At 56.3% G+C, this 12,313-nt stretch carries 11 protein-coding genes; 6 read left to right on the plus strand and 5 right to left on the minus strand.

What is annotated here, in order from left to right; all coding sequences use genetic code 11:
• Nucleotides 1-130: 130 nt before the first annotated feature.
• Entirely contained in the window at nt 131-826 is a 696-nt protein-coding gene (locus BQ8290_RS08895) for an OmpA family protein (RefSeq protein ID WP_108789420.1), read from the plus strand.
• A gap of 32 nt (nt 827-858) precedes the next feature.
• On the opposite strand, the gene BQ8290_RS08900 is transcribed toward BQ8290_RS08895, so the two are convergent.
• A complete protein-coding gene (locus tag BQ8290_RS08900) occupies nt 859-1,653 on the minus strand; it encodes an inositol monophosphatase family protein (RefSeq protein WP_108789422.1) in 795 nt (264 codons plus the stop codon).
• 175 nt (nt 1,654-1,828) lie between these two features.
• Between BQ8290_RS08900 and sucC the strand changes: the two genes are divergently transcribed.
• Together sucC and BQ8290_RS08910 are read left to right on the plus strand one after the other, a co-directional pair.
• The gene (gene sucC / locus BQ8290_RS08905; RefSeq protein WP_108789424.1) at nt 1,829-3,043 is read left to right on the plus strand and encodes an ADP-forming succinate--CoA ligase subunit beta; all 1,215 of its coding nucleotides are present in this window, start codon (nt 1,829-1,831) and stop codon (nt 3,041-3,043) included.
• Nucleotides 3,040-3,402 carry a hypothetical protein gene (locus tag BQ8290_RS08910; RefSeq protein ID WP_108789426.1) on the plus strand — a complete coding sequence of 121 codons (363 nt, stop codon included), beginning with the start codon at nt 3,040-3,042 and terminating at the stop codon, nt 3,400-3,402. The genes sucC and BQ8290_RS08910 overlap by 4 nt, the downstream gene beginning before the upstream one ends.
• On the opposite strand, the gene BQ8290_RS08915 is transcribed toward BQ8290_RS08910, so the two are convergent.
• On the minus strand, nt 3,399-3,959 hold the full coding sequence (locus BQ8290_RS08915) for a DUF6265 family protein (protein WP_337661255.1): 561 nt from the start codon (nt 3,957-3,959) through the stop codon (nt 3,399-3,401). The genes BQ8290_RS08910 and BQ8290_RS08915 overlap by 4 nt on opposite strands.
• Nucleotides 3,960-4,148: 189 nt before the next feature.
• Here BQ8290_RS08915 and BQ8290_RS08920 point away from each other — a divergent pair, with 189 nt between their 5' ends.
• The 3 genes from BQ8290_RS08920 (at nt 4,149) to BQ8290_RS08930 (ending at nt 6,853) form a co-directional block, all read left to right on the plus strand.
• Nucleotides 4,149-4,895: an electron transfer flavoprotein subunit beta/FixA family protein gene (locus tag BQ8290_RS08920; protein ID WP_108789428.1), complete on the plus strand. Its 747-nt coding sequence runs from the start codon at nt 4,149-4,151 to the stop codon at nt 4,893-4,895.
• A 32-nt stretch (nt 4,896-4,927) separates the two neighbouring features.
• Nucleotides 4,928-5,860: an FAD-binding protein gene (locus BQ8290_RS08925; RefSeq protein WP_108789430.1), complete on the plus strand. Its 933-nt coding sequence runs from the start codon at nt 4,928-4,930 to the stop codon at nt 5,858-5,860.
• 69 nt (nt 5,861-5,929) lie between these two features.
• Complete coding sequence (locus tag BQ8290_RS08930) at nt 5,930-6,853, plus strand: energy transducer TonB (RefSeq protein ID WP_108789432.1); 924 nt, start codon at nt 5,930-5,932, stop codon at nt 6,851-6,853.
• Here BQ8290_RS08930 and BQ8290_RS08935 read toward each other — a convergent pair.
• The 3 genes from BQ8290_RS08935 to BQ8290_RS08945 all read right to left on the minus strand — a co-directional run bounded on the left by BQ8290_RS08935 (nt 6,830) and on the right by BQ8290_RS08945 (nt 12,286).
• On the minus strand, nt 6,830-7,264 hold the full coding sequence (locus BQ8290_RS08935) for a hypothetical protein (RefSeq protein WP_337661256.1): 435 nt from the start codon (nt 7,262-7,264) through the stop codon (nt 6,830-6,832). The two genes, BQ8290_RS08930 and BQ8290_RS08935, sit on opposite strands and share 24 nt — an antisense overlap.
• A gap of 152 nt (nt 7,265-7,416) precedes the next feature.
• On the minus strand, nt 7,417-8,637 hold the full coding sequence (locus tag BQ8290_RS08940; RefSeq protein WP_108792193.1) for a DUF445 family protein: 1,221 nt from the start codon (nt 8,635-8,637) through the stop codon (nt 7,417-7,419).
• A gap of 145 nt (nt 8,638-8,782) precedes the next feature.
• Nucleotides 8,783-12,286 (minus strand): efflux RND transporter permease subunit, encoded by a 3,504-nt coding sequence (locus BQ8290_RS08945; RefSeq protein WP_108789436.1) that lies wholly within the window; start codon nt 12,284-12,286, stop codon nt 8,783-8,785.
• Nucleotides 12,287-12,313 lie beyond the last annotated feature (27 nt).

The following is a 12,313-nucleotide window of genomic DNA, read 5'->3' on the forward strand; positions in this document are numbered from 1 at the left end:
GTGCCGGGTTACATGAGTTTACGCATCGTTCATCATGCCGCAAATTACGGGCGACCAATAGAATTTGTGAACACAAGTCGCTGCGACCGCCTAGTTTGCGGGCGGAAGATTCCAATCGGAGGATTACACAATGAAAACATCACGCATTTTGCTCTCGAGCACCGCTGCTCTCGCTATGCTCGGGACGAGCGCTTGCGTCACGGACCCCAACACCGGTGAACGCAAAATCTCGCGCACTGCTGTCGGCGCCGGCCTTGGCGGAACGCTTGGCTATTTGTTGGGCGGCGCGATTGGTGGTGATGCGGCGCGCATTATTGGCGCGGGCATTGGCGGTTCGGCCGGGGCCGTGGTTGGCAAGCAATTTGACGATCAGATCCGCGAACTCGATGAAGAGCTTGAAGGGACCGGCGTCGATGTCGAAGAAGTCGGCGATCAAGACGCCATCCTCGTTCGCTTGCCCGACGGCGTTACGTTTGCGCGCGGTTCGTCCGACATTAATCCGGGCTTTTACGATTCGCTCAATTCGGTCGCGACCAGCTTGATCAATTATCCCAACAGCTTGATCGACGTTTACGGCTTTACCGACACGACGGGGTCGGATGCGTTGAACCAACGTCTTTCAGAACAACGCGCGCAGGCGGTTGCGGACTATCTGGCCGCTCGCGGTGTCGCGCGCAGCCGTTTGGAAACACGCGGCTATGGTGAAAGCTACGATTATCTGCGCGTCAAAACCGCCGATGGTGTGGATGAGCCGATGAACCGCCGGGTTGAAATCAAAATCATCCCCATCAGCCAGGATGACGTGAACGCCGCTCGCACCCAGTAAGCGGCCGAAGACCGAACCAGCAAAGGCCGGTCCTATTCGGGCCGGCCTTTTTGCGTCAATTGCTGGGCTCTATCGGCTAGCCGATCGATCGCTGCACCGTGAATATCGGGTGCGCACACCAAAACCCCAAAATCACGCGGATCGTGTTTGTTGTAGGCCAAAGGCTTCCCAAACGCGTCCGACACCTTTGCCCCAGCCTCGCGCGCAATGAGCGTGGCGGCGGCGATGTCCCATTCAAAGCCCCAGCGCAAAGTCGCCAGCAAATCGGCACGATTATCGGCAACCATTGCGATCCTAAGCGCAATCGAGTTTGGTTTTTCCACCAGAACCAGATCCGAATCCGCGCTGGGCAATTGATCGGCGGGCACACGCGCGCCCACAAATTCCTGACGCGCGCTGGATTTGAGCGATTTTTCATTCAATGTTGCGCCCTGTCCGGCGACGGAGAACCATTCTTCGTCGCGCGCGGGCGCTGCCAGCATCCCGATCAAGGGTTTTCCATTGCTGATCAATGCAACAGACACCGACCATCCGGGGCGGCCATTTACAAAATCGCGGGTACCATCAATCGGATCGACCAACCAGATCAGGTCGCTTTTCGTGCGCGCTTTGTCATCGGCCGTTTCTTCCGATAGCCAAGCGGCCGCCGGTAGCAAGCGACCCAATTCGCGCCGCAGAAACGCATCCACCGCAAGATCCGCTTCGCTGACAGGATTTCCGGGGGTTTTGTCCCAACTTTCCAAAGCATGCCCATCCCCCGGCCAACGCGCATGGGCGATTCGCCCTGCTTCGCGAACAATCTCCTGAAATTGAGCCTGATCTATCATTTTTGACTGTTCCTGCGCTGCGCCCTTCGAACCAAGTGATGCCTTTGGGTTTAGGCCCTAAGTGGTGTCCTATGCCGTGTAGCTTGCTTCGGCACTTTTCAAGTGCTCCGATACGTGCTTAGGCACGGATCAAACAACCTCTCCCCGGGATAAAAGCGAAAAGGGATTACGCTCGATGAACGTCCATGAATATCAGGCCAAGGAATTGCTCAAAGAATATGGGATTGCCATCCCCGCTGGTCACGCTGCTCTTACCGTTGAAGAAGCGGTTGAAGGTGCGAAGAAACTTCCGGGACCGCTCTATGTTGTGAAAGCGCAAATTCACGCCGGTGGCCGGGGTAAAGGCAAGTTCAAAGAATTGGGCGAAGACGCAAAAGGCGGCGTTCGTCTGGCCAAAAGCATCGAAGACGTCGAATCGGACGCGAAAGACATGCTGGGCAACACTTTGGTCACGATCCAAACCGGCGCCGAAGGCAAGCAGGTTAACCGCCTTTACGTGACCGATGGCGTTGACATCGAAAGCGAATATTACCTCGCCATGTTGGTTGACCGGGCTACGGGTCAGGTTGCCATGGTTGCCTCAACCGAAGGCGGCATGGACATCGAAGACGTGGCGCACAACACGCCCGAATTGATCACAACGATCACGATCGATCCAGCGCAAGGCTTTATGCCGCATCACGGACGGGCTGTTGCTTTTGCACTCAATCTTTCGGGCGGTTTGAACAAGAAGTGTCAGAAGCTCGCTGCGCAGCTGTATAAAGCGTTCATGTCGAGCGATTGCGAAATGCTTGAGATTAACCCATTGGTTGAAACCAAAGCTGACGCAGACGGCAACGCCGATCTGCTCGTGCTCGACACGAAGATGAGCTTTGATGGCAACGCCCTCTATCGTCACCCCGCTATCGAAGCGATGCGCGATGAAACCGAGGAAGATCCAGCCGAAGTTGAAGCGAGCGAATACGATCTCGCCTACATCAAGCTCGACGGGAACATCGGTTGTATGGTCAACGGCGCTGGCCTTGCCATGGCGACGATGGACATCATCAAGTTGAACGGCGCGTTCCCAGCTAACTTCCTCGACGTAGGTGGCGGCGCTACAACTGAAAAAGTAACTGCCGCGTTCAAGATCATCCTGAAAGACCCCGCTGTTGAGGGCATTCTCGTCAACATCTTTGGCGGCATCATGAAATGCGACATCATCGCGGACGGCATCGTTCAAGCGGCGAAGGAAGTGAACCTTTCTGTGCCGCTCGTTGTGCGCCTTGAAGGCACGAATGTTGCCGCTGGTAAGGAAATCCTCGCCAATTCCGGCCTGCCCATCGTGGCCGCCGATGATTTGGGCGACGCGGCGAAAAAGATCGTCGCTGAGGTCAAGCAAGCTGCATGAAGCGAATAGCGACAAGCGCGGCGCTGATCGGCGCCGCGCTTGTTGGCTGCAGCGATCAAAGTGTTGCCCTTTCTGATCGGGCCATTTTGACCGAGCTCGACGGATCAGACTGGGGCATCATATCCCCCAATGGCGCGTTTCTAATACAGCCCAAAATTACCGCTCTATCGTGTGAACAGAATTGGGCTTTTGGGCATCACGATGGCAGCGGGTATTTCTTGCTCAACCTAGAAACAGGCCAACTTTCATCACAGCTGAAAAAGAGTGAGCTTTCCGATGAGCTCGCCCGCGTCAATCTAAGCTTTACCGAACTGCACGCGGTCGAGTCATTTGATCGGTACTTCTCCGGTTGCGGTTAACTCGGATCCATGCGGTTGAATTCAAACTGCAATTCGCTGCCTGATTGCATCCGCACCGCAGCAACCAATCCTTCACCGGGCTTTTCCGGGTCGGCGCATCTCAATGTCAGCGCGTTGAAATAGGCGGCGCACGGCTCCATCGCGACAAGGCGGAAGGTGAGCATGTCGTCCTTCTCCTCCCATCCCGTAAGATCGGCGTTGAAGTGCTTGAGGCGTAGCACCACTGTGCCCGCTTCCTCCATTGCATACAGATGTTCGGTGAACATGATTTCGCCATTGGCGGTTTCTTGAACAAAGGTTCCGACCATGGTGCCGCCCATTGGCGGGAGCCAGCTTTCCATTGCGGATGCGCCACCGATGCCCACACCGCTCCATTGGCCGACGAGCCAGTCCATCTCATTGAGAGTGGCGGAAGGCGATTCGAAACCTTCCTCGCCGATCTTCGTTTCCGGCATGGGGGTCGGCGTAGGCGATTCTTGCGCGGAGGCGAAGCCCCCTCCAAGCGACACAGCGGCGATGGCCGAAGCCAAGATGAGCCCTCGTAGAGCGTGTTTCATCAAATGAACCCCTTTCTTGCATTAAAGATAATGGACGAGCGGCGTTGAGATTGGCAAGGCAGAACGTGAAATGCCGCAAGGGCATGGACTTCAATGCGCGGCTTCGCCCAACTTGACGTTTACGTAAACGCAAGCTAGGCGGTCTCCAAGCATGTAAGCAATAAGAATATACGACAGGAAGGAAGCCCCATGAAAATCCTCGTGCCCGTAAAACGAGTGATCGATTACAACGTGAAACCGCGCGTAAAGGCCGATGGCTCAGGCGTGGATCTTGCGAATGTCAAAATGAGCATGAACCCGTTTGATGAAATCGCCGTCGAAGAGGCGATCCGCATCAAAGAAGCGGGCAATGCCGAAGAGATCATCGCCGTTTCTGTCGGCCCTGCAAAGGCCCAAGAGACGTTGCGCACCGCGCTTGCCATGGGTGCTGATCGTGCGATTCTCGTCGAAACCGACGAAGAAGTTGAACCGCTGGCCGTGGCCAAAATTCTCAAAGCGATCGCGGATGAGGAACAGCCCGGCCTGGTCCTGCTCGGCAAACAATCAATCAGCGATGACAGCAATCAAACCGGCCAGATGCTCGCCGCTTTGATGGGCCGCCCACAAGGCACCTTTGCCAACACAATCGAAGTCGCGGGCGACGCCGTAACGGTGAAGCGCGAGATTGATGGCGGTCTGGAAACGGTCAAATTGACCCTCCCTGCGATTGTCACAACCGACCTTCGTTTGAATGAGCCGCGCTATGCTTCGTTGCCGAACATCATGAAGGCCAAGAAAAAGCCGCTTGATGCCAAGACACCGGCAGATTTCGGCGTCGATATCGCACCGCGCCTGACTACCACCAATGTCAGCGAGCCTCCGGTCCGCCAGGCCGGTGAAAAGGTCGAAGATGTCGCCGCACTCGTCGCCAAGATCAAGGAGCTGGGGATCGCCTGATTGGCGGCCCGGTAAAGGAAAGGAACAGACAGATGAACACTCTCATTCTGGTCGAACACGACAACAACACCGTCAACGATGCAACGCTTGCCGTGGTGACAGCGGCTGCAAAATTGGGCGAAGTCCACGCATTGGTCGCGGGTGAAAACTGTGGGTCCGCTGCAGAAGCGGCGTCGAAAATCGCCGGCATCGCCAAAGTATTGAAAGCCGACGATCCTGCCTATGGCGCGGGTCTTGCCGAAAACGTTGCCCCCCTGGCTGCCGGATTGATGGAAAGCTACGATGCCTTCCTCGCGCCTGCGACGACGTCGGGCAAAAACATCGCACCGCGCGTCGCCGCGCATCTCGATGTTATGCAGATTTCGGATATTCTTTCGGTCGAAGGTGACAAGACGTTCACCCGCCCAATCTATGCGGGCAACGCCATCGCAACGGTACAATCATCCGATGCGAAATTGGTGATCACCGTTCGCGGCACCGCGTTCGAGAAGGCTGAATCCGAAGGTGGTTCCGCTGCCATCGAAGACGCAGCGGGTCCCGGTGATGCCGGCATCTCCAGCTTTGTCAGCCGCGAAGTCGCCAAGAGCGAGCGTCCAGAGCTGGCCAGTGCGAAAATCATCGTATCGGGTGGCCGCGCACTTAAAGACAGCGAGACCTTCGAACAGATCATCAACCCGCTTGCGGACAAACTTGGCGCGGCCATCGGCGCGTCGCGCGCCGCGGTTGATGCTGGGTATGTGCCCAACGATTATCAGGTTGGCCAAACGGGCAAAATTGTTGCCCCAGAAGTGTATATCGCCATCGGTATTTCCGGTGCGATCCAACACTTGGCCGGCATGAAAGATTCGAAAGTCATCATCGCCATCAATAAAGACGAAGATGCACCAATCTTCCAAGTGGCAGATATTGGCTTAGTGGCCGATCTGTTCAACGCCGTTCCTGAATTGACCGGCGCCTTGGGCTAAACGCCTAAGAAAAACTCAATCTTGTCAAAGACCTCCGCCGCGCTATTCTGCGCTGCGGGGGTCTTTTTTATGGAACTATCAATCGCAAGAGCCGGTATGATCTCTGGCATAGCGGCGGTCATTGCGATGACTTCGGCGCAGCCGGCATGGGCCGATGATGATTATCCAAACGAATTGGCCGAAGGCGACAACGTCACCAAGTTGGAACCGATCTCACCGTGGAACATCGATTTCGCGGCGGACAAATGTCGCCTAGCGCGTTTGTTCGGAACGAGAGGAGACGACGAAGAAAGGCACTTTCTGTTCTTTGAACAAGTCGCGCCGCAAAGCGGGTTCGCGATGACCATGGCCGGTCCGGAAATCGCGCGTTACCGCAATGGTTCACGCGTGGAGATGGGCATGGAAGGCAATGAGCCCATGGAGCGACTGGAGACTTTGGGCAGACGGGGAACGGTGGCATCCATCGGACCCGCCATCGTCATCGCCACCCGCTCTTTGGGCCGTGCGCCGGGCGCAGTGGCGCCTTACTCTGCAGGGATAGATTTGGACGAGGCGGCCAATGTTGATCGCATTGTGTTGCGGCGCAGCCGCCGCGTTCTTTCCATCGAAACGGGCAACATGATGCCGCCGTTTCAGGCGCTGAATGCATGCACATTCGACCTATTAGAATCATGGGGATTGGATCCGGAACAACACCGGCGGTACACGCCATCTCAATGGCAAAATATGGAAGCGATTGCGCGCCGAATTCAGGCCAATTATCCGCGTCGGGCGTTGAATAGCGGCGAAAATGGCAATTTCAGAATGCGCGTCATCATCGAAACCGACGGTTCAGTCTCGGATTGCTTTATGGGCCAATCGACCGAAACACGGCGCTTGGAATCGCCTGCATGCGACGAGATGTCGGATGCGGTTTTCACCCCGGCTAAGGACGCCGCCGGAAATCCCATCCGATCATTTTACGCGACATCAATCAGCTACCGTTCCAATTGATCGTGATGGGGTGGGCAGAATGCTGCCGCGCCGTTCGTGAACCTCACCCCTTCGGCCCGGCAGGGTTGCGGGACGATCCAATCGCTCCGCGGCCAGCCTCGACGCGCTGCGAATGGCCTCTTGAGAATTGCCCGCGATAAGAGCGGACGCACATAGGGCGCATTCTTTCTGTGCTTCATGAGTGCGTTCCTGAGCGACGACTTGCGAAAGGAGTGCGAACAATCGGAACCGCTCTTCGTTAAAGCGATCTTCGCTGGTGGCGGCGTCTATCATCGAGAAATACAACTCTTCGCGCGGATTGCGCTTGGGGCTGCGATCCCTCCACAAGGCCCTGCCACTCAGGACGAATGCGCCCGATCCGACCTCCAATATGCAATCCTGTGTTGCGGTGACCAACGCGCCGTTGATCACGGCCTGCCCTCCTTTGGTAAGAGAGAGAGTGTGCGGCTGTGGAATGGTGGTGTGCGGATCAATCATAGGCCCGAGTACGGCCGCGCATCGAGGCGTTTCACCTGGGGTTTTTACGGATAGGGCTGCCGCGTAGAAACGCGGCAATGCCTCAATCACATAAGCGACGTGATGAAATGAAGCGTCATGCCGACCAATCCGCCAACGACCGTGCCGTTGATGCGTATAAATTGGAGGTCGCGGCCCACGGCGTTTTCGATCCGGCCGGTAATGGTGGTCGCGTCCCACCGCTTTACCGTTTCGGACACCAGGGTTACAATTTCACCGCCATACCGGGTGGCAATGCCGACCAATGTGCGCCGCGCAAATCGATTGATCTGCCACTGAAGTCGCTCATCCTGCTTAAGAGCTTTGCCAAGATCGGCCAGACCGCTGCGCATTTCGCTGCCCAATTCATTGTCCGATTCACGCGCGCGCCGGATCAAAGAACGACGAATGCGTTCCCAAACACCCATCCACCATTCCGCGACGGCAGGGTTCTGGATCAAATCGCGCTTCATCTCCTCCACCCGTTCGCGGGTTTCGGGATCATGTTGAAGATCATGGGCTAGCTTTTGCAGCCCTTCTTCAACCTTGGCGCGCAGCGGATGTTCGGGATCAACCAACACTTCGGCCAACAATTTGTAGAGGCCATCCAATACGTTGCCCGATATGCGCTTATCCAATCCCGCCCAACGCAAAACTCCATTCACACGATCATGGATGATGTCGTGTATCGTTTCTTCATTGTCCTCCAAAGTCAGGCCGGCCCAACGGATCATCCCGTCGATCAACGGCAAATGCCGGCGATCCGACATCGCGCTTTCCAACATTCGGCCGGCCAATGGCGACACATCAATCTTTGCCAATTGCCCGCCCAAACCCGAACGCACTTGATTGCCCAATCTATCGGGATCCAACGATTCCAAAAGTTCGGCCATCAATTCCGCCGCACCGCCGGTTAGGCGGGATCGGGCGTCTGCTCCGGAACTTTCGGGGCTTGCGATAAGGAAATCGCCAACGGCCCGCGCGACATTCATTGTCGACATGCGCCGCGCAACGACGGCGGGGGTAAGGAAATTCTCCCTCAGGAACTGCGCCATCGTGTCCGCGATCCGATTCTTGTTCATCGGAATGATCGCTGTGTGCGGGATCGGCACGCCCAATGGGTGCCGGAATAAAGCCGTTACGGCGAACCAATCGGCAAGTCCGCCAACCATCGCCGCCTCTGCAAAGGCGTTTACATATCCCCATGCCGGATGATCCCCGACTAGGCCGTGCGTGGTGAAAAACAACACCGCCATCGCAACCAGCAATCCGGTCGCGGTCCAGCGCATACGGCGCGCACGGTCGGCGGTCAGGGGCTCGCCCCCAAATTTCAGCGGGGTCGAACCCGGATTGGAGAATTTGGTATCAGACATAGGCGTGCCCACCGCTTCCAAACCGCCAGAGGCGTGGTCCGCCAGAGGCAATTCGGATGGTTTATTCAGCAGGTTCGGCCCCCGGTGGAAGTCGTGTCGCAGGCTGTGCCGAAATCGGCGCGGGCGCAGCGCCCCCACCACCCGGCAGAGGCCCCTTGGCATGGGGATCCGGCAAAACCGGTTGGCCATCGTCACCCGGACGATAGGTCAACAGCCGATCGCGCAACCACGGCCCAAGCCGTCGCTCAATACCATCGGCCAAGCTAAAGCCCGCTGGAACAATCACCAGTGTGAGCACGGTTGAAGCAATCAACCCGCCGATCACCATCGTGCCCATCGGCGCGCGCCATGCTCCATCACCCGAGCCTAACACCCCTGACAAGGCGGTTGGCACCATGCCGGCGGTCATCGCAACAGTTGTCATGACGATGGGTTGCGCGCGTTTGTGACCCGCTTCCATGATGGCTTCGAATTTTTGCGTTCCAACGGCCATTTCTTCGATGGCAAAGTCGATCAGAAGGATCGAGTTTTTGGACACGATACCCAACAACAACAGCACACCAATAAAGACCGGCATACTGGTCGGTTGGCCCACGGCCCAGACCAAGAATATCCCGCCCAAAGGCGCGAGCAACAGTGACGTCATATTCACAAGCGGGCTCATCAACCGTTTGTAGAGCAACACCAACACCGCGAAGACGAGGAAGAAGCCCGCAAAAATGGCGATAAACAGGCTAACCTGAAGCTCTTTTTGCCACTCTTCTTCGCCGACGGCAGGGCGGCTGACCCCTTGGGGAAGGTCTTGCAGAGATGGCAGAGCTTCGATCGCCTGGTTAGCATCGCCTTTGATCACTCCACGGGCCAAATCGGCACCAACCAAAACGCGGCGGTTTTGATTGTAGCGCTGGATAGAGGTCGGGCCTGAGCCAAAGCTGATTTCTGCGACGCGTGACAATGGAACCGTCCCGCCAAAGCGCGTCGGAACCGGTAGGTTTTCAATCGTCGTCATGCTTTCGCGAGACTCTTCGGGCAACCGCACTGTGATCGGAATTTGCCGATCGGACAGTGAGAAGCGCGCCGCATTCTGTTCAATCTCGCCCAAAGTGGCGATTCGGATCGTTTGGCTCAACGCTGCAGTGGTGACACCCAGTTCGGCCGCAACCGATGAGCGCGGCTTGATGATGATTTCGGGCCGATTGACGTCCGCGCTAATGCGGGGCGCAACCAACATATCAAGTCCTCGCATCTCTTCGACCAACTCGGTGGCGGTTGCTTGCAACAATGCAGGGTCAGAACCGGCAAGCATGATGGTAATGTCGCGCCCGCTGCCAAAGCCGCCCGATTGCGATGCAAACCGAACACGGGCATCCGGGAACTGGGCAAGAGTTGGAGCAAGATCGCGTTCAAACTCAATCGATGTTTTCTCACGGTCATCGCGCAATGAAACGAACAAAGTCGCGTTGCCAACCCGAACACGTTCCAACACGCGATCAACTTCGGCCTGTTCGTAAAGAACCGCAGCAACCCGGTCGGCGACGCGTTCGGTCGTTGCCAAAGTGGTTCCAGGGACCATTTCGATTTCGACACGACTGTTGTTGTCATCGGTCACTGGTTGGAACTGTGACGGCGTGATCGCGAACAAAACAACGGTGAGTACCAAAGCAAGAACACCGACGCCCAACATCCACACGCGATGATCAAACAGACGCGCCCAAAGGCGCTTCATCATGAATACACACCAAGTGAAGAACCCTGCTTCACGTTTCAGAATGAGGCCCGGTATCGATCCCAACAATGCGGTGATCAAAAGACCAAAGAAATAGGCGCCCGGCACCAAAACCAACAAAGAAACAACGCCAAACAAAACGCCCAGTAATTCCGCACCTTCGGCTAAAATCATACCGGTGATAACGAAATAAGCCGCTCCAATCGCCGCCAATGTGGCGAGCGCAAAGTACCACGGCCGCGCCGCGATATTCGCGACTTGGGCGCGCATTTCTTTGGCTTTGCGTTGTTCTAAAGTCCAACCGAGCACCGCCATATAACGGTCCATCATGGGCCCTTCGCCGTGTTCGGCATGGCCTTGCGCGCGCAGAAAATACGCCGCCAACATCGGTGTGATCATCCGCGCCACCGCGAGGCTCATCAAAACGGCCACCACGACAGTAATGCCAAAGTTTTTGAAGAACTGGCCCGAAATGCCCGGCATCAAACCAACCGGCAAAAACACCGCAACGATACAAAAACTGGTGGCAACAACGGGCAATCCGATTTCATCGGCGGCCTCGATGCTCGCCTGATAGGCGGATTTACCCATTCGCATGTGTCTGACGATATTCTCAATTTCAACGATGGCATCATCGACCAAGACCCCCGCGACGAGAGCCAGCGCCAAAAGCGACAATTGATTGAGGTTAAAGCCGAGCAGATCCATAAACCAAAAGGTCGGGATCGCGGACAGTGGGATCGCAACCGACGAAATCATCGTCGCGCGCCAATCGCGCAGGAAGAAGAACACCACAATCACCGCAAGGACGGCGCCTTCGATCATGGCTGCCATTGATGAACTGTATTGTTCTTCGGTGTATTTCACCGTGTTGAAGAGCGGGATGAAGCGCACACCGGGATTTTCCGCCTCAATGTCTTCGATCACCTGCAACGCTTCTGCGAAAACGGTCACATCCGACGCGCCTTTTGCGCGGGACATGTTGAAATTGACGACTTCCTTGTCGCGCACCTTGCTGATCGAGGATCGTTCAGAATAGCCATCGCGAACATTGGCAACATCCGCGAGCCGGATGGTCCGACCGTCACCAAGTTGAATTTGCCGCTGGGACAATTCAAACGCTGTCGCGGTGCTGCCCAAAACGCGCACCGATTGGCGCGTGCCGCCAATTTCGGTCGCACCGCCGGCCGCATCAATATTGGATTGGCGCAAGACATTGTTGATCTGGCTTGCGGTGACACCGATCGCCTGCATCTTTGGAATGTCGAGGATCACTTCGATCTCTCGATTGACCCCGGCAAACCGACTTGCCTCGGCCATGCCTTCGATCGCCAACAGTCGTTTGGTCACCGTATCATCGATAAACCAACTCAATTGTTCGATGGTCATATCATCGGCTTCGACCGCGTAAATACCTAGAAAACCACCGGAAATATCTTCCTTGTTTATGCGAGGCTCCAGGATTCCGTCGGGCAAGCTGCCGCGAATGCCATCAATCGCGTTCTTCACCTCGGCAACCGCATCGTTGGGATCAGTGCCGATTTCAAACTCTACAAACGTGCTCGAAAAACCTTCCCTGGCGGTCGAATTGATCGAGTTAACGCCGCTGATTGAACGGACCGCGCTTTCAACGCGCTGCGTGATTTGGTTTTCGATCTCAGTCGGCGCCGCGCCGGGTTGAGAAATACCAACACTCACGCCGGGGAATTCAATGTCTGGGTTGTTGACCACATCCATACGAGCAAAGCTCAAAATGCCCGCCAGCGTCAGGGCGGTGAACAAAACCATTGGGATCACAGGGTTTCTGATCGACCAAGCGGAGATATTGCGGAAGTTCATGTGCGTGTCGCCTGCCTTGGTTCTGTT

The organism is Erythrobacter sp. Alg231-14 (assembly GCF_900149685.1).
Classification (GTDB): domain Bacteria; phylum Pseudomonadota; class Alphaproteobacteria; order Sphingomonadales; family Sphingomonadaceae; genus Erythrobacter.

Excerpts from the sequence above, each read along its gene's own strand:
- BQ8290_RS08895 (WP_108789420.1), top strand. The coding sequence starts at position 131 with ATGAAAACATCACGCATTTTGCTCTCGAGCACCGCTGCTCTCGCTATG.
- BQ8290_RS08900 (WP_108789422.1), bottom strand. The coding sequence starts at position 1,653 with ATGATAGATCAGGCTCAATTTCAGGAGATTGTTCGCGAAGCAGGGCGA.
- sucC (WP_108789424.1), top strand. The coding sequence starts at position 1,829 with ATGAACGTCCATGAATATCAGGCCAAGGAATTGCTCAAAGAATATGGG.
- BQ8290_RS08910 (WP_108789426.1), top strand. The coding sequence starts at position 3,040 with ATGAAGCGAATAGCGACAAGCGCGGCGCTGATCGGCGCCGCGCTTGTT.
- BQ8290_RS08915 (WP_337661255.1), bottom strand. The coding sequence starts at position 3,959 with ATGAAACACGCTCTACGAGGGCTCATCTTGGCTTCGGCCATCGCCGCT.
- BQ8290_RS08920 (WP_108789428.1), top strand. The coding sequence starts at position 4,149 with ATGAAAATCCTCGTGCCCGTAAAACGAGTGATCGATTACAACGTGAAA.
- BQ8290_RS08925 (WP_108789430.1), top strand. The coding sequence starts at position 4,928 with ATGAACACTCTCATTCTGGTCGAACACGACAACAACACCGTCAACGAT.
- BQ8290_RS08930 (WP_108789432.1), top strand. The coding sequence starts at position 5,930 with ATGGAACTATCAATCGCAAGAGCCGGTATGATCTCTGGCATAGCGGCG.
- BQ8290_RS08940 (WP_108792193.1), bottom strand. The coding sequence starts at position 8,637 with ATGCGCTGGACCGCGACCGGATTGCTGGTTGCGATGGCGGTGTTGTTT.
- BQ8290_RS08945 (WP_108789436.1), bottom strand. The coding sequence starts at position 12,286 with ATGAACTTCCGCAATATCTCCGCTTGGTCGATCAGAAACCCTGTGATC.